Source organism: Pseudomonas sp. FW305-70 (assembly GCF_058783925.1).
In genome coordinates, this window is the sequence record NZ_JBYSYZ010000002.1 from 102,625 (window position 1) to 120,589 (window position 17,965).

General features: G+C 61.4%; 12 protein-coding genes. 5 read left to right on the forward strand and 7 right to left on the reverse strand.

The genetic code is table 11. The annotated features are described in order from the left end of the window. Positions 1-212 precede the first annotated feature (212 nt). Positions 213-1,496 (reverse strand): L-pipecolate oxidase, encoded by a 1,284-nt coding sequence (amaA, locus tag AC3WN7_RS02020; protein WP_102673151.1) that lies wholly within the window; start codon positions 1,494-1,496, stop codon positions 213-215. Between the two features lie 142 nt (positions 1,497-1,638). Continuing rightward, complete coding sequence (gene amaB, locus AC3WN7_RS02025) at positions 1,639-3,129, reverse strand: L-piperidine-6-carboxylate dehydrogenase (protein ID WP_007973303.1); 1,491 nt, start codon at positions 3,127-3,129, stop codon at positions 1,639-1,641. Between the two features lie 174 nt (positions 3,130-3,303). Between amaB and AC3WN7_RS02030 the strand changes: the two genes are divergently transcribed. The 3 genes from AC3WN7_RS02030 to nadE all read left to right on the forward strand — a co-directional run bounded on the left by AC3WN7_RS02030 (position 3,304) and on the right by nadE (position 6,481). After that, entirely contained in the window at positions 3,304-4,215 is a 912-nt protein-coding gene (locus tag AC3WN7_RS02030; protein ID WP_095964711.1) for a LysR family transcriptional regulator, read from the forward strand. 207 nt (positions 4,216-4,422) lie between these two features. After that, complete coding sequence (pncB, locus tag AC3WN7_RS02035) at positions 4,423-5,649, forward strand: nicotinate phosphoribosyltransferase (protein WP_007973300.1); 1,227 nt, start codon at positions 4,423-4,425, stop codon at positions 5,647-5,649. A 4-nt stretch (positions 5,650-5,653) separates the two neighbouring features. Next, on the forward strand, positions 5,654-6,481 hold the full coding sequence (gene nadE, locus AC3WN7_RS02040) for an NAD(+) synthase (protein WP_095964709.1): 828 nt from the start codon (positions 5,654-5,656) through the stop codon (positions 6,479-6,481). 174 nt (positions 6,482-6,655) lie between these two features. On the opposite strand, the gene azu is transcribed toward nadE, so the two are convergent. After that, entirely contained in the window at positions 6,656-7,102 is a 447-nt protein-coding gene (gene azu / locus AC3WN7_RS02045) for an azurin (RefSeq protein WP_015093240.1), read from the reverse strand. A gap of 344 nt (positions 7,103-7,446) precedes the next feature. Here azu and AC3WN7_RS02050 point away from each other — a divergent pair, with 344 nt between their 5' ends. Together AC3WN7_RS02050 and AC3WN7_RS02055 are read left to right on the forward strand one after the other, a co-directional pair. Then, a complete protein-coding gene (locus AC3WN7_RS02050) occupies positions 7,447-8,034 on the forward strand; it encodes a cytokinin riboside 5'-monophosphate phosphoribohydrolase (RefSeq protein WP_007973290.1) in 588 nt (195 codons plus the stop codon). 68 nt (positions 8,035-8,102) lie between these two features. Next, complete coding sequence (locus tag AC3WN7_RS02055) at positions 8,103-8,282, forward strand: hypothetical protein (protein WP_007973286.1); 180 nt, start codon at positions 8,103-8,105, stop codon at positions 8,280-8,282. Between the two features lie 233 nt (positions 8,283-8,515). Here AC3WN7_RS02055 and AC3WN7_RS02060 read toward each other — a convergent pair whose 3' ends face one another. From AC3WN7_RS02060 to AC3WN7_RS02075, 4 genes are all read right to left on the reverse strand, one after another. Then, a complete protein-coding gene (locus AC3WN7_RS02060) occupies positions 8,516-9,406 on the reverse strand; it encodes a transglutaminase family protein (RefSeq protein WP_102673152.1) in 891 nt (296 codons plus the stop codon). Next, a complete protein-coding gene (locus AC3WN7_RS02065; protein WP_102673153.1) occupies positions 9,406-11,892 on the reverse strand; it encodes a circularly permuted type 2 ATP-grasp protein in 2,487 nt (828 codons plus the stop codon). The genes AC3WN7_RS02060 and AC3WN7_RS02065 overlap by 1 nt, the downstream gene beginning before the upstream one ends. Positions 11,893-11,980: 88 nt before the next feature. Continuing rightward, complete coding sequence (locus AC3WN7_RS02070) at positions 11,981-15,253, reverse strand: transglutaminase family protein (RefSeq protein ID WP_102673154.1); 3,273 nt, start codon at positions 15,251-15,253, stop codon at positions 11,981-11,983. A gap of 362 nt (positions 15,254-15,615) precedes the next feature. Continuing rightward, positions 15,616-17,919 (reverse strand): YgiQ family radical SAM protein, encoded by a 2,304-nt coding sequence (locus AC3WN7_RS02075; protein ID WP_102673155.1) that lies wholly within the window; start codon positions 17,917-17,919, stop codon positions 15,616-15,618. Positions 17,920-17,965 lie beyond the last annotated feature (46 nt).

The window sequence follows — 17,965 nt, forward strand, 5'->3', positions numbered from 1 at the left end:
GTCTAAACCGCAGAAGGTAAAACCATTATTTTTTTGAGGCGCAACCCGCCTGCGCCATCATTGCAACCGCGGCTTTAAACGACGTGCAACCAGCCTGTAACAACGTGCGTCACCGAAGTGCACACTGCTGGTGCGAGACTGCTACAACCCGCACCACTACAGGCTAGCTGCAGATCGAAAAAGCGCCGCTTCCCCACTGCAAAAATCAACATTCAGATCACGATCCGCAGGCACTGGCCTGCGTGATACAGCGAGAATCCCGCCTCATACAGACAGCTGCGCAACCCCACCCCGGCCAATGGCTGCATGGGCGCGAAAGGAATCGGTAGCGCTTGAGGATTTCCGTTACACAGGTAATCGGCAAAGGCCTTGCCGACCACCGTTCCCGTGGTCACGCCCCGCCCGTTGTAACCGGTGACTGCCACCAAACCGGGCGCTGGCTCGAACAGGCGCATCAGATGATCGGGGGTGAAGGCGATGCGGCCGGTCCAGGTGCACTCCCATTCCACCGGTTTGAGGTACGGGAAATAGTGCTGCTGCACGCGGTCGGCCCAGGCCTTGAGGAACCAGGTCGGCTTCTGATTGCCATTACCCAGGCTGCCCAGCAGCAGGCGACCGTCTTTATCCCGGCGGATGCTGCTGAGCACCTGTCGGGTGTCCCAGGAGCCCTGGCCACCGGGCAGAATTTGCCGGGCGGCTTCTTCGGTCAGCGGCACCGAGGCCACCTGATAGTAATAACCGGGGAAGAAATTGCGCCGCAGTTCCGTCCAGTCGCCTTCGGTGTAGGCATTGGAGGCAATCACCACCTTCTCGGCCATCACCGAACCCTGGGTGGTTTGCACCGACCAGCGCTGGCCCTGGCGTTCGAGCCGGGTGACCGGGGAATGATCGAACAATTGACCACCCAGGCCGATGGCCGCCTTGGCCAGCCCGGTGGTGTAGGCCATCGGGTTGAGCGTGCCGGCGCGGCGATCGAGCAATGCCGCGGCGATCTTTTTCGTGCCGGTGGCTTGCTCGCAGGCCTGACCGGTGAGCAGCTCTACCGGCGCACCGCGACGTTTCCATTGTTCTTCACGACTGCGCAAGTCGGCTTCGCCACGGGCGTTGTGCGCCATGTGCAGCGTGCCTTCGCGGCGCAACTGGCAATCGATGTTGTACTTGTCCACAAGGCTGAACACCAGGGATGGCGCCGCCCCCAGCATGCGGTTGAGCTGGCTGCCGACTTCAGTGCCGAACCCGGCTTCGATCTCGTCCGGGGGAATCCACATCCCGGCATTGACCAGCCCGACGTTGCGCCCCGAGCCACCATGGCCGGCACGATGGGCCTCCAGCACACAGACGGTCTTGCCTTGCTCCAGCAGATGCACCGCCGCCGACAAACCGGTAAACCCGGCGCCGATGACGCAGACATCCACCGTGACCTCCCCCTTGAGGGCCGAATTGTCCGGCCTCTGTGGCGTCAGTTTTTCCCACAGACACTCTTCGCGTAACGGCATTGCCAGACTCCAACAGAAACCTAACCAACACACAAATCACTGTAGGAGCGAGCTTGCTCGCGAAAAACGTCATGGCAACGCGTTTTAAACAGCAAGCCCGCGTTATCGTTGACGATCATCGCGAGCAAGCTCGCTCCTACAATTAATCGAACGTGATGCCCTGCGCCAACGGCAACTCCAGCGAATAGTTCACGGTGTTGGTCTGGCGGCGCATGTAGCCGCGCCATGCATCGGAACCGGACTCACGACCGCCGCCGGTTTCTTTCTCACCACCAAACGCGCCACCGATTTCCGCACCGCTCGGGCCAATGTTGACGTTGGCGATGCCGCAATCGCTGCCCACCGCCGACATGAACTGCTCGGCTTCACGCACATCGGTGGTGAAGATGCACGAGGACAGGCCTTGTGGCACGGCGTTGTTCAGGCGCAGCGCTTCCTGGAAGTCGGTGTAGCCGACCACGTACAGGATCGGGGCGAAGGTTTCGTGGCACACGACGTCGCTCTGCTCCGGCATTTCGACGATGGCCGGCGAAACGTAGTAAGCGTTCGGGAACTGGTCTTCCAGCTGACGCTTGCCGCCGAAGACCTTGCCGCCTTCGCTCAAGGCCTGCTCCAGCGCATCCTGCATGTTGTCGAAGCTTTGCTTGTCGATCAGCGGGCCGACCAGGTTGCCTTCCAGCGGATGGCCGATACGTACTTTCGAGTACGCGGCTTTCAGGCGGGTGACGATTTCTTCTTTCACCGATTCATGAGCGATCAGTCGACGCAGGGTGGTGCAGCGCTGACCGGCGGTGCCGACGGCGCTGAACAGAATCGCGCGAACAGCCATGTCCAGGTCGGCGCTCGGGCCGAGGATCATGGCGTTGTTACCGCCCAGTTCGAGAATGCTGCGGGCAAAGCGCGCGGCCACTTTCGGTGCCACTTCGCGGCCCATACGGGTGCTGCCGGTGGCGCTGATCAGGGCTACGCGCGGGTCGTCCACCAAGGCTTCGCCGGCATCGCGACCACCGATCACTACCTGGCACAAATTCGCAGGTGCATCGCTGAAGTTCTTCACGACGCGGTCGAACAGCGCCTGGCAGGCCAGCGCGGTGAGCGGGGTCTTTTCCGACGGTTTCCACACCACAGGGTTGCCGCACACCAGTGCCAGCGTGGTGTTCCAGGCCCATACCGCAACCGGGAAGTTGAAGGCACTGATCACCCCGACAACGCCCAGCGGGTGCCAGGTTTCACGCATATGGTGGCCAGGGCGCTCGGAGGCGATGGTCAAACCGTACAACTGACGGGACAGGCCGACGGCGAAATCGCAGATGTCGATCATTTCCTGAACTTCACCCAGGCCTTCCTGAGTGATCTTGCCGGCCTCCCAGGACACCAGCTCGCCGAGGTCGGCCTTGTATTCGCGCAGCACTTCACCGAATTGACGCACCAACTCACCACGGCGCGGTGCCGGAACCTTGCGCCACAGTTCGAACGCATGATCTGCGCGACTGATGTGCTGCTCGACCTCAGCCGCGCCTTCCCAGTTCACGGCGGCGATCCTGCTGCCATCGACCGGCGAATGCACCGGCACTTTGCCGTTCTGGTACAGGGCCGGGTTCACACCTAGACGATCAAGCAATGCGGCAACCATGGGTCACTCCTCAAGCAAAAGACAGAACACGTGCAGCCGGAAAATCACGGCTGATCAGGCCTGTAGTTTTAGCTGCCCGGAGGTTACTCAACAAACGACCTTTAAGAGAGATATCATTCCGTTTATTCATGCTGTGCATTGCTGGCAATAAGAAACAAGAACCAAGGACCGCCCATGCTGAATAAACGCTACCTGCCATCGATCGCTGCGTTGCAGTGCTTCGAAGCCGTCACCCGGCACTTGAGCTTCACCCGGGCTGCCGAAGAGCTGAACCTGACCCAGAGCGCCGTGAGCAAACAGGTCGCGCAACTCGAGGAGCTGTTGCAGCACCTGCTGTTCCGTCGGGTGCGCCGCCGCCTGCAGATGACGCCGGCCGGCGATCTGTACCTGGTCGAGGTGCGAAAAATCCTCACTCAGGTCGAGATGTCGACCCACTACTTGCGTTCCTACGGTGGCGAAACCGAAGTCCTGCGGGTTTCGACGCCGCCCACTTTCGGCGCGCGCTGGCTGGTACCGCGCCTGAAAGGCTGGCGTCTGCGGCACCCGTCGATCCATCTGGACCTGTGCAGCGAACAGGAAGCCGACGACCTGCTGCAAGGTCGCAGCGACCTGGCGTTCTACTTCGGCCAGGGCTCGCGGCCCGGCACCGAATGCCTGAAGCTGTTTGGTGAAGAGCTGGTGCCAGTGTGCGCCCCGGGTAGCCTGCCGGATACGCCGTTCACCGACCCGACGCAACTGACCGACCTGGTCCTGCTGCAAAACGCCTCCCGCCCCCAGGCCTGGCATGACTGGTTCGACCACCAGGGCTACCACACCGAGCACAGCTACCACGGCCCGCGTTTCGAAACCTTTTACATGTGCATCCGCGCCGCCCAGGTTGGCTGCGGCGTGGCGCTGCTACCGCGCTTTCTGGTGGAAGAGGAACTGGCCGACGGCAAGCTGGTCATTCCCTGGCAGCATGCAATGCCCAGCAGCGATGCCTATTACCTTGCGTACCCGGAGCACTCGGCGGAAGTGCCCAAGGTGCGGGACTTTGTGAAATGGATGCTGGAGCAGATTGATAGCCCGGAGGCGGTGCCGCATTAGGCCCTTGCACACCCCCTGTGGGAGCGGGCTTGCTCGCGAAGGCCGAGTGTCAGGCAACATCATTGTTGGATGTGAAACCGCTTTCGCGAGCAAGCCCGCTCCCACAGGGATCAGTTTTGATCCAAGAAATCGCTGGCAATCCTGCCCCCTGATATGCGCCACTAGCGCCATTGATCAATACCGCTGCAACGCTGGAGACCCCCCGCTATGAGCGAGAGTGTGTTTGCCGATCGCATCGTGCAGAACCTGCTCGACACCGACTTCTACAAGCTGACGATGATGCAGGCGGTGCTGCACAACTACCCCAACGTCGAAGTCGAATGGGAGTTTCGTTGCCGTAACGGCGAGGATTTGCGCCCCTACCTGGCGGAGATCCGTTTCCAGATCGAGCGCCTGGCCGAACTGAGCCTGAGCGCCGATCAATTGAGCTTTCTGGAACGCATCAGCTTCCTGAAGCCGGATTTCCTGCGCTTTCTCGGCTTGTTTCGCTTCAACCTGCGCTACCTCCACACCGGTATCGAAAACGGCGAGCTGGTCATCCGCCTGCGCGGCCCCTGGCTGCATGTGATCCTGTTCGAAGTGCCGCTGCTGGCGCTGGTCAGCGAGGTACGCAATCGCTATCGCTATCGCGAAGTCGTGCTGGAGCAGGCCCGCGAGCAGCTCTACCGCAAGTTCGACTGGCTGAGCGCCAACGCCAGCAGCGATGAATTGTCCGAGTTGCAGGTGGCCGATTTCGGCACGCGCCGCCGGTTCTCGTATCGCGTACAGGAAGAAGTGGTGAATGTGCTCAAGCACGACTTCCCCGGACGCTTTGTCGGCACCAGCAACGTGCACCTGTCCCGGGAGCTGGACATGAAACCGCTGGGCACCATGGCCCACGAATGGATCATGGCGCACCAGCAGCTCGGCCCGCGGCTGATCGACAGCCAGATCGCCGCACTCGATTGCTGGGTCCGCGAATACCGTGGCCTGCTGGGGATTGCCCTGACCGACTGCATCACCATGGATGCCTTCCTCGGCGATTTCGATCTGTTTTTCGCCAAGCTTTTCGACGGTCTGCGCCACGATTCGGGCGATCCGGTGGTCTGGGCGGAAAAAGCCATCGCCCACTATCACAAGCTCGGTATCGACCCGATGAGCAAGACACTGACCTTCTCCGACAGCCTGACCCTGCCCAGGGCCCTGGAGATATTCCGGGCGCTGCGCGGTCGGATCAATGTCAGCTTCGGCATCGGCACCAACCTGACCTGTGATATTCCGGGTGTCGAACCGATGAGCATCGTGCTTAAAATGGCCGCCTGCAACGGCCAGCCGGTGGCGAAGATCTCCGACGAGCCTGGCAAGACGCACTGCAAAGACCCGAATTTCGTCGCGTACTTGCGACACGTTTTCCAAGTACCTGCCGCCCTTTCAAGTCCATCAAGCAAGGAGTGAATTCATGCAAGCCGTACAGCGTGAGATTGCTGAACAGCTCAAGGTCCAGCCGCCATTCGCCGACGAAGCCGCCCTTGAGGCCGAAGTCGCCCGGCGGGTGACTTTCATTCAGGACTGCCTGGTCAACTCCGGGCTCAAGACCCTGGTCCTGGGCATCAGTGGCGGTGTCGACTCCCTGACCGCCGGCCTGCTGGCCCAACGGGCCGTGCGTGAACTGCGCCAGCGCAGCGGTGATGCCGCGTACAAATTCATTGCCGTGCGCCTGCCCTACGAAACCCAGTTCGATGAACACGACGCCCAGGCTTCGGTGGACTTCATCAAGCCGGACGAGCGCCACACCGTGAACATCGGCCCGGCGGTCAAATCCCTGGCCAGTGAAGTGGCGGCCTTCGAAGGCAAACATGCGGTGTCGGTGGACTTCGTGCTTGGCAACACCAAGGCGCGCATGCGCATGGTCGCCCAGTACACCATTGCCGGCGCGGCCCATGGCCTGGTGATCGGCACCGATCACGCGGCGGAAGCGGTGATGGGGTTCTTCACCAAGTTCGGTGACGGCGCCTGCGACCTGGCGCCACTGAGCGGTCTGGTGAAAAACCAGGTCCGCGCCATCGCCCGCAGCTTCGGCGCGCCGGAATCGCTGGTGGAAAAAGTCCCGACGGCGGACCTTGAAGACCTGTCGCCCGGCAAACCGGACGAAGCCTCCCACGGCGTGACCTATGCCGAGATCGACGCGTTCCTGCACGGCCATCCGGTGCGTGAGGAAGCGTTCAAGATCATTTGCGACACCTACAACAAGACCCATCACAAGCGTGTGATGCCATTTGCGCCTTGAAGCGTGAGTGAATGAAAAAGCCCGCTGATGTGTTGAGCTTCAGCGGGCTTTTTCTTTGGCCAACATATGTCGATGCTTCTGGCCCCTTCGCGGGCAAGCCCGCTCCCACATTTGATCGCGGTCTAAATGTGGGAGCGGGCTTGCTCGCGAAGAACGATGACGCGGTGTACCTGATTACTTCAGGGTCACGGTGCCTTTCATCATCGAGATGTGGCCCGGGAACGAGCAGAAGAACCCGTACTTTTCACCGGCCGCGAGCTTGGACACGTCGAAGGTCACCGAATCGGTTTCCTTGGCGCCGATGATCTTGGTGTGGGCGATCACACGGGCGTCACCTTCTTTCAGGTAGTTCTTGTCGATGCCGGCGCTCAGGCCATCGGTGGCGATCGGCTGCATGTCGGCTTCTTTACTCAGCACCCAGTTATGGCCCATGACGTTCTTCGGCAAGCTGCCGGAGTGCTTGAGTTCCACGGTAAACGTCTTGCAGCTCTTGTCGATTTCGATGGCCTTCGTGTCGAAAGACATCTGGTCGGTGGAGTCGACAGTGACTTTGCACTCGGCAGCCATCAATTGGCTGCTGGCCAGTGTCAACAGGGATACCGCAACAAGTTTGGCAAACATGGTGAATCTCCAAGGCAGGGTTAACGAAATCGCGAATAAACAGAAGACTGCCTGAAAACTTCGCAAGTTCATATGACTTGAATCAAAAATTGTATACAACTTTCGCGCTATGGCACCGATGCGAAATATCTAACGGCCAAGTGTCTGGCCCGGGCCTATCATCAGGCCGTCCCCCTTCAAATGGAATGCCTGTCATGTCGATCAACAGCCTGTTGTGCAGTTTGCTGGCCGCCTACGCCTGCGGCGCCAGCGGTACGTACGAAACGCCAAAACACCAAGTCTAGCCCTTGGAGTGCCGCGCGCCTGCCTTTACTCTGTGGCCCTGATTGACCATGGAGCAAGGCATGTCTTTAACATCCGTTTGTGTATTTTGTGGCGCCAGCACCGGCACCCACCCGGCTTACCGCGAAGCAGCCGTGGCCCTTGGCCGGGCTCTGGCCGAACGCAAGCTGACCCTGGTGTATGGCGGTGGCGCCGTGGGGCTGATGGGCATCGTCGCTGATGCGGCCCTGGCGGCCGGCGGAGAAGTGATCGGCATCATCCCGCAAAGCCTCAAGGACAAGGAAATCGGCCACAGCGGCCTGACCCGCCTGGAAGTTGTCGATGGCATGCACGCGCGCAAGGCCCGGATGGCCGAACTCAGCGATGCCTTTATCGCGCTGCCCGGTGGCCTTGGCACCCTTGAAGAACTGTTCGAAGTCTGGACCTGGGGCCAGCTCGGCTACCACGGAAAACCGCTGGGATTGCTGGAAGTGAACGGTTTCTACAGCAAATTGACGTCTTTTCTTGATCACATCGTCGGCGAAGGCTTCGTTCGCGGCCAGCACCGTGACATGCTGCAGGTGAGCGAATCACCGCAAAACCTGCTCGATGCGCTGGATGCCTGGCAACCGTCCGTAGCGCCAAAGTGGGCCGAGCAAAAACCCAGCTAACGGCTCGGCACCGATACAGGGCAGAATATGCGCCGCTCAACCTCACCTTCGACCCCAGAGGATCGCCCATGGCTAAACCTAATTATTCCTTCGCCAAACGTCAGAGAGACTTGGCCAAGGAGCAGAAGAAAGAGGAAAAGCTTCAGCGCAAGAAAGCTACAGCTGAAGAAGCGGCACTGAACCCTGAGGGTGAAGTGGCGGCAGAAGACGATGTTGATGCACCAAAAGACTCGGCGCCCGACGCCTGAGAACCTCCGGCCGGTTGATCTGATCTGGCCCACCGGATCTGTGTAATGGATTGGCAGCTTGGCTGCCGATCCTCACAGGCCGATCTAAAACCCCACCCCAAAGAGCTGCACATACCGCCCCCTGTAGGAGCGAGCTTGCTCGCGAAAAACTCCAAGACAACGCATTTTTCCTGACAGTACGCGTCATCGTTCACGCCCATCGCGAGCAAGCTCGCTCCTACAGTCGATCGTTGTTATTCCAGTGGCATCACGGTTACCCGAACTTCCGGGTCGTGGTTCCCTCCTCCCAGGATTACCCCCCGCAACGGCGACACATCGGAAAAATCCCGGCCCCAGGCCAGGGTGATGTGCTCCAGCGCCGGCTGCACATTGTTGGTCGGATCGAAATCCACCCACCCCGACACCGGACAAAACACCGAGACCCAGGCGTGGGACGCATCGGCGCCGATCAGCCGTGGCTGGCCCGGTGGTGGCTGGGTCAGCAGGTAGCCACTGATGTAGCGCGCGGCCAATCCACGGGAGCGTACGCAAGCGAGCATCAGGTGAGCAAAGTCCTGGCAGACCCCGCGTCGGCGTTCCAGTACTTCCACCAGCGGCGTCGCCACCTGGGTAGCTTCAGCATCGAAAGTGAACTCGCTGAAGATTTTCTCCATCAGCGCCTGCACGCCTAGCAACAACGGTCGACCGGGTGGAAAACAGCTTTGCGAGAACTCGACGAAGTTTTTCTTCAAATGCACATACGGCGATTCGAACCGGTATCGACAGGCTTCGAGCAATTCTGGCGACAACGGTTGGCTGCTGTAGGTCAGTGCGCTTCGTGTGTGTTCCCACGCCGCAGACTTACTGAAGTCCAGCACAGGTCGGGGCAATACTTCGATCGTGAGGCTGGCGTTGACCAGCAACTCATCGTGGGGACGCTCGAACGCCAGCCGGGTCAGCGGATTGCCGAATACATCGAGCTCATCGCGACGCGAGGTCGGCTGCGGACTGATCTGCAATTGCCGGTCGGAGCAACGCTGCCAGGCACAAGGGCGCGGCCACAAATGCGCCAGCTGCTGGGCCAGGGACACCGGGCTGTCGTAGTGATAATGGGTGTCGTGGAAAATCTGGTAACGGGCGCTCATCAGACAGACACCGTGCGCTGGCTGACATCGTCGACATGGGCGAAATGCCGCAGCGCCAGGCGATCGGAGACTTGCCCGCTGGCGTCAGCGATCTCCTGCAACAGTGCGGCCAGCCCTTCGATGGCGGCGCGAACACTGGCGTCGCCGAACAGCGGGTTTTCCAGGCAACCCAGATCGAATCGCGCCAGACGCTCGACCAATTGCGGCAGTACTGTTTCACGCGGTACGCCAAAGTCGTCGTTGAGACGCTTGAGGGTGCGTGTCACCAGTTTCAACTGGAATAACACGGCGTGAGGGTTCTGCTCGTCGAGCAACAACAGGTCGAGTACCGGGATCAACTGCGCGACCGCCAGATAGCGCGACCGGTAGGTGATGCTGCTGTTGCCCAGCTCCAGCAACCATTCCAGCCCGGCCTGATCGAAAACCCCGGCGCCCCGCAGGAACGCCGCCAGGCTGCCGCTGAGAAACTGCAAGCGTTCGATCCGCCGGCCAATCATCAGGAAACGCCAGCCTTCGTCCCGGGTCATGTCGTCCAGGGCAAAGCCGGACAGCGCCGCCAGGGACATCACCAGACGGTTGAGGAAATCCAGCAACTCGCCGAAATCCGGTTCTTCGGTTTCCAGCTCCATGGCTTCGCGCTGCAACTCCACCAGCGCCTGCCAGTTTTCCCGCGAGAGCTTGCCGCGCACTTGCGAAGCGGCCCACTGCAAGCGTTGCAGATTGGAGCGCAGGCTGAACGGCCAGTCGTCACCGAGCAATGCCGCCAACAGGCGTTCGGGTAATTCGCCCTCTTCGGGCAGCAGCATCAACCGTTCGCCGAGATCGACTGCGGCCTGCAGGGCTTGCGGGTCGTCGCCGTCGACATAGCGCGCCAGCATGATGCGCAGCAAACGAGCACTGTCATCGCAACGTTCGCAGTAACGGCCAAACCAGAACAGGTTTTCCACCACCCGCGATGGCAGATACGGATCGCGCCGCACCAGGTCATGCACGCCGATGTTGCGTTGGGCCTTCCATTGTTCGCCGCTGGGCGCACGATCGCCCAGCACCCAGGTGTCTTTGCTGGCGCCACCGCGCTGCATCGACACCACTTCGGCATCGGCGTCGGCGGCGACCCGGGTCAAGCCACCGGGCAACACCCGATAACCCTCGCGGCTGGCCACCGCATATACGCGCATGCCGATGGCCCGGGGTTGCAGTTGACCGTCTTCGGATTGCCAGATCGGCGCCTGGGACAATTGCGCAAGTTCTTGCGCTACATAAGCGTATGGCCGGGCCTGCATGCGCTCGGCGAGCTCCTGGCGCTTTTTTTCACTCAAGTCGCGGCCAAATACCGGTGCAAAGCTCTGGGACGGAAACGCCGGTTTGATCAGCAGCTCCGGCAGTTTTTCCAGGGCCTGGGCCAATACCGGCGCTTCGCCGCACCACCAGGTGGCGATGGACGGCAGGATCAGCTCTTCGCCGAACAGGAACTGATTGATCTTCGGCAGGAAACCCAGCAAGCCCGGCGATTCCAGCACACCACTGCCGAGCGCGTTGGCCACCAGCACACGCCCCTGCCGCACCGCTTCCAGCAGACCAGGGACTCCGAGGGCCGAATCAGTGCGCAGTTCCAGCGGGTCGCAGAAGTCATCGTCGAGCCGACGCATGATCGCGTGCACCCGGCGCAGTCCACTCAGGGTCTTCAGGTAGACCGTGGCGTCGCGCACCGTCAGATCGCCGCCCTCCACCAGCGGATAACCGAGCTGACGCGCCAGGTACAGATGTTCGAAATAGCTTTCGTTAAACCGCCCGGGTGTCAGCAGCACCACCAAGGGTGCGTCCTCGTCACTGGGGGCCTGACGAGCCAGTGTTTCCTGCAAGGTTCGGAAGAACCCGGCCAGGTGTTGCACCTTCAAATCACGGTACAACTCGGGAAAGGCCCGGGACACAATCGTGCGGTTTTCCAGCGCATACCCGGCACCCGAAGGCGCCTGGGTGCGGTCCGCCGTGACCCACCAGCGGCCATCGGGTGTGCGCGCCAGATCCACGGCATACAGATGCAGAAAGGCTCCGTCAGGCGGGCTGATGCCCTGACAGGGCCAAAGGAAATTGTTGTGACCGAACACCAGTTCGGCGGGCAGCAGGCCTTCGGCAATCAGCCGTTGCGGACCGTAAAGGTCAGCCAGTACGGCATTGAGCAAACGCGCCCGCTGCGCGATGCCGGCCGACAACTGTTGCCATTCATCGGCAGCGATGACGTGGGGTAGCAGGTCCAGCTCCCACGGCCGGTCAGCGCCCTTGGGGTCGGCATAGACGTTATAGGTAACGCCGTTTTCCTGGATTTGCCGGGTCAGCAGGGCCTGACGCTGCACCAATTGCGCCGGCGTGCTGCGTTGCAACTGCTCGAACAGCCGGCGCCAGTGCGGGCGCACGGCGCCACTGTCGTCGAGCAGTTCGTGATAGGTGCCCGCCGTCAGCGGGTAGCGGTCTAGCAGGTCAGGCATGGAAAACTCGGCAGACAGCAATGATCGGTCAGACTAGCGCAGGCTCGTGACGCCCGGATATACGAAAAATCCGGGCGTCGCGGACGGTTTAGAAACGTCGCAAATCGAGCGTCATCGGTAGTTCATCGTTAATGTCCAGATGGGGTACAGGCAGTGTCCCCGGCGTGTGCCCGACACGGAAGAAGCGTGCCATCCGCCGGCTCTCGGCCTCGTTGGCATTGATCGGCAAGCTGTCGTAATTGCGCCCGCCCGGGTGGGCGACGTGGTACTGGCAGCCGCCCAGCGAACGCTGCATCCAGGTATCGAGCAGGTCAAATACCAGCGGCGCGTGGACCGGGATGGTCGGCTGCAGGCAATTGGCCGGTTGCCAGGCACGAAAACGCACGCCCGCGACGAATTCGCCGACTCGCCCGGTGGGCTGCAATGGAACAGGAATGCCATTGCAGGTCAGCAGATAACGCTGGGGCGGCAAGCCGCTGAGTTTGACCTGCAAACGCTCCAGCGACGAATCCACGTAACGCACCGTGCCGCCCATGGCGCCCTCTTCACCCAGTACGTGCCAGGGCTCGAGCGCCTGACGCAGCTCCAGTGCAATACCGCTGACGGCGTAATCGCCCACCTTGGGAAAACGGAACTCCAGATGCGCGGCGAACCATTCAGCCCGCACCGGATAACCGGCGGCGTTGAGGTCGACGATGACATCGGCAAAATCCTGCTCGATAAAGTGCGGCAGCAGGAAGCGATCGTGCAGCTCCGTGCCCCAGCGCGCGAGTTTTTGCGGTGCATAGGGCTCGCGCCAGAACCGCGCCACCAGCGCCCGCAGCAACAATTGTTGCGCCAGGCTCATGCGGGCATGGGGCGGCATCTCGAACGCACGTAGCTCCAGCAATCCGAGGCGCCCGGTGGCACCGTCCGGCGAATAGAGTTTGTCGATGCAGAACTCGGCGCGGTGGGTGTTGCCGGTGACATCGATCAGCAGGTTGCGCAGCAGTCGATCCACCAACCATGGCGGACACTCCTCACCCGGTGAGGGCATTTGCGCAAAAGCGATTTCCAGTTCGTACAAGGCATCGTTGCGCGCTTCGTCGACGCGGGGCGCCTGGGACGTCGGGCCGATGAACAATCCGGAAAACAGGTAGGACAAGGACGGGTGGTTGTGCCAGTAGCTGATCAGGCTGCGCAGCAGATCCGGGCGACGCAGAAACGGCGAGTCCCCCGGGGTCGCGCCACCCAGCACGAAATGGTTACCGCCGCCCGTACCGGTGTGCCGGCCGTCGATCATGAATTTCTCGGTGGTCAGGCGGGTCTGGCGCGCTTCTTCGTAGAGGAACTCGGTGCGCTCGACCAATTCATCCCAGGTGGCGGACGGCTGCACGTTGACCTCGATCACCCCCGGGTCCGGGGTGATGCGGAAGTTGCTCAGGCGTGGATCGCTCGGCGGCTCATAGCCCTCCAGCAATACCGGGCACATCAGTTCTTCAGCGGTGGCTTCGATGGCCGCGACCAGTTCAAGGTAGTCCTCGACCCGCTCCAGCGGCGGCATGAACAGGTACAAACGGCCTTCCCGCGCCTCGGCACAGAAGGCCGTGCGGGTCAGCCAGTCGGCGGACTCATCGATTTTTGGCGCGCGCTCTTCTGTGACGGCTGCGCCCTGGCTCTGCAGCTGGCCGGTGTCAGGCAGCGGCGGGAACGCCTGATTCGGGTCTTGCGCATGGATGAATGGATACTCCGCCGCTTTCACCCAAGGTTGCGACCCCAGCGGCAAGCGATAGCCCAGCGGCGAGTCCCCCGGCACCAGTCGGCAGTGCTCGTCGCGCAGATACCAGCGGCCGCTCTGCCACTGATCGCCCTTGGCGGTGCGCGCCAGCGGAAGGACCTGGCCAATTACCTTGTCCAACCCCTGGCTGAACACTTTGCGCAGACGCGCCCGCTCCAACGGTTCCTCCAGACGGGAATCTTCGGCGCTGACGTTTTGCGGCAGCATCCCTTCGCGCCAGAGGTAATAGAAGTTGTCTTCGTAGGCTGGAAAAACGAAGCGAGTCGGAATTTTCAGGCGTTCGGCGACACTCGCCAGAAAACGCCCGGCCAGCGCGCCATCGGCGCCGTAGTCTTGTTGTTCGTCGGCGATCAACGCGCTGTTGTGCCAGATCGGCACGCCGTCGCGGCGCCAGTAACAATTGAGCGACCAGCGCGGCAGCTGCTCGCCGGGGTACCACTTGCCCTGCCCGAAATGCACCAGTCCCTTGGGCGCGTAGTGTTTACGCATGCGCTGGAACAGTTCGGCGGACAATCGCCGCTTATCCGGCCCCAGTGCCGCGGTATTCCACTCGGCTCCGTCCGGATCATCGATGGACACAAAGGTCGGCTCGCCGCCCATGGTCAGGCGCACATCGCCCTCCAGCAAGTCGGCATCGATCTGTCGGCCCAGGGCCTGGATCGTCATCCACTGGTCGTCGGTGTAGGGCCTGGTGACCCGCGGCGCTTCCCAAATCCGCTCCACGGACATTTCGTGGCTGAATTCGCACTCGCAGGGTTCCACCAGGCCACTGATCGGCGCCGCAGAAGACGGATCGGGACTACAGGCCAACGGAATATGTCCTTCACCGGCAAACAGCCCGGAGGTTGCGTCCAGGCCGATCCAGCCGGCACCGGGCAAGTACACCTCGCACCAGGCGTGCAGGTCGGTGAAATCCACTTCGGTGCCGGACGGACCATCGAGACTTTTCACGTCGGCGGTCAGCTGGATCAGGTAACCCGACACGAAGCGCGCCGCCAGTCCCAGGTTGCGCAGCAGTTGCACCAACAACCATGCCGAGTCGCGGCAGGAACCGGAGGCGTGTTCGAGGGTGTGTTCCGGCGTCTGCACGCCGGGTTCCATGCGAATCAGGTAGTCAATGTCTTCGCTCAGGCGCTGGTTGAGCGCGACGAGGAAGTCCACGGCCGGTAACGGTGTGCGGTCGATGCCGTCCAGATAGGCCTTGAATTTCGGCGTCAGCGGCAGGGTTTCCAGATACGGCGCCAGTTCCTTGCGCTCATCTGCGGCATAGGTGAAGGGGATCTTTTCCCCGTAGGGTTCGAGGAAGAAGTCGAACGGATTGAAGATCGCCATCTCCGCCAGCAGATCGACCTCGATCCGCAGTTCTTCGGTTTTCTCCGGGAACACCAGCCGCGCCAGGTAATTGCCCTGAGGGTCCTGCTGCCAGTTGATAAAGTGCTGCTCGGGCGAGACTTTCAGCGCATAAGACAGAATCCGCGTGCGGCTGTGGGCAGCGGGACGCAGGCGAACAATCTGCGGGCCGAGCTCGACAGCGCGGTCATAGCGGTAATGCGTGACATGGTGCAATGCGACATGAATCGACACGGCGTGCCTCCTGCGAGCCTTGAGCGTATTGGAAAGCGCGCAAGACTTATGCCATCGCGCATTGCTGGCGCTTTCTTCGATTGCCTGAGGCAGTACAGCACCAAAAACGGGCGATGCGGAGAATTGGATTGCACGAGTTGCACGTATTTGTGGCGTTCCGTTGCATAGACGCCGCCAAAACCGGCCTCTTCGCGGGCAAGCCCGCTCCCACAGGTTTAGAGGCGTTCGCAAAATTTGTGTTTGACTCGGACACTGTGGGAGCGGGCTTGCCCGCGAAGAGGCCAGCAGCCCTGCACACCCTCCAAGCCAGGAATGCAAAACGCCAACCCGAAGGTTGGCGTTCTGTTCAGCGCAGGCGAGGCTTAGCGCGGTACGACGGGTTTGCGAGCCGGCTTCGGCCCCTTGCCCTTGGCCGCGTCCTTGCGTTCCTTGGCCGCCTGCTGGTTGCGGGCGAACGCCGCCGCCTTGGCCTGTTCGCGCTTGTCCCACGGGTTGCCGCCATCGCTGGCACGCGGTGGCAGGCCGGTGTGCTGGGTGAGGATCTTGGTGGTCTTTTCCTTGGCCACCTTATGGCTGCCGGCCGGCGTCGAGTTCTTGCGACGGGCGCTCTGGTAGCTGTCAGTCGACGGCTGGTGCAAAGGAATCAACTGATTCTTGCCCGGCCCGATCAGGTCGGCGCGGCCCATGCGGGTCAGTGCCTCACGCAGCATCGGCCAACCTTTCGGGTCGTGATAACGCAAGAACGCCTTGTGCAGACGACGCTGCTCCTCGCTCTTGACGATGGTCACCGCGTCACTCTTGTAGGTGACCTTGCGCAGCGGGTTCTTGCCCGAGTGGTACATCGCGGTGGCGGTGGCCATCGGCGACGGGTAGAACGCCTGCACCTGGTCGGCACGGAAACCGTTGCCCTTGAGCCACAGGGCCAGGTTCATCATGTCTTCATCGGTGGTACCCGGGTGGGCGGCGATGAAGTACGGGATCAGGTACTGCTCCTTGCCCGCTTCCTTGGAGTACTTCTCGAACATGCGCTTGAACTTGTCATAGCTGCCGATGCCCGGTTTCATCATCTGGTTGAGCGGACCTTCCTCGGTGTGTTCCGGGGCGATCTTCAGGTAACCACCGACGTGGTGGGTCACCAGCTCTTTAACGTATTCCGGCGACTCGACCGCGAGGTCATAACGCAGGCCGGAAGCGATCAGGATCTTCTTCACACCCGGCAATTCACGTGCACTGCGGTACAGCTGGATCAGCGCCGAGTGGTCGGTGTTCAGGTTCGGGCAGATACCCGGGAACACGCACGATGGCTTGCGGCATGCGGATTCGATTTCCGGGCTCTTGCAGGCAATGCGGTACATGTTCGCGGTCGGGCCACCAAGGTCGGAGATCACACCGGTAAAACCGGGCACCTTGTCGCGAATTTCTTCGATTTCGCGAATGATCGACTCGTGGGAACGGTTCTGGATGATCCGCCCTTCGTGCTCGGTGATCGAGCAGAAGGTGCAGCCGCCGAAGCAGCCACGCATGATGTTCACCGAGAAACGGATCATGTCGTAGGCCGGGATTTTCTCCTTGCCATACGCCGGGTGCGGAATACGGGCGTAAGGCATGCCAAACACGTAGTCCATTTCTTCGGTGGTCATCGGAATCGGTGGTGGGTTGAACCAGACGTCCACTTCGCCGTGCTTCTGCACCAGCGCGCGGGCATTACCCGGGTTGGTTTCCAGGTGCAGCACGCGGTTAGCGTGGGCGTAGAGCACCGCGTCATTGCGGACCTTTTCCACCGACGGCAGACGGATCACGGTCTTGTCGCGGGTCATGCGCGGACTGGCCAAAATCTGCACGACCTTGGCTTCCTGCGGATCGTCAACCGGACCTTTTTCCTGCTCGATGGCACAGGCCTGGGTGTCCTGGGTGTTGACGTACGGGTTGATGATCTTGTCGATCTTGCCCGGACGATCGATGCGCGTGGAGTCGACTTCGTACCAGCCTTGCGGCGTATCACGACGGATGAACGCGGTCCCGCGCACGTCGGTGATGTCTTCGATCTTGTGACCGTAGGACAGACGCTGGGCAACCTCGACGATCGCGCGCTCGGCGTTGCCGTAGAGCAGGATGTCGGCGCTGGCGTCGATCAGGATCGAGTTGCGCACGCGGTCCTGCCAGTAGTCGTAATGCGCGATGCGGCGCAGCGACGCTTCGATGCCGCCGAGCACGATTGGCACGTGCTTGTAGGCTTCCTTGCAGCGCTGGCTGTAGACCAGGCTTGCGCGATCCGGACGCTTGCCCGCCAGGCCACCCGGGGTGTAGGCATCGTCGGAGCGGATTTTCTTGTCCGCGGTGTAGCGGTTGATCATCGAGTCCATGTTGCCGGCCGCGACACCGAAGAACAGGTTCGGCTCGCCGAGCTTCATGAAGTCGTCTTTGGACTGCCAGTTCGGCTGGGCAATGATCCCGACGCGGAAGCCCTGGGACTCCAGCAGCCGGCCGATGATCGCCATGCCGAACGACGGGTGATCGACGTAGGCATCACCGGTGACGATGATGATGTCGCAGGAATCCCAGCCGAGCTGATCCATCTCCTCCCTGCTCATGGGCAGGAACGGCGCTGGCCCGAAACATTCGGCCCAGTACTTGGGATAGTCAAATAACGGCTTGGCTGCTTGCATGTCGATAACCGGTGTTGGCTTTCATTGAATTTCGCGGGCGCGGAAT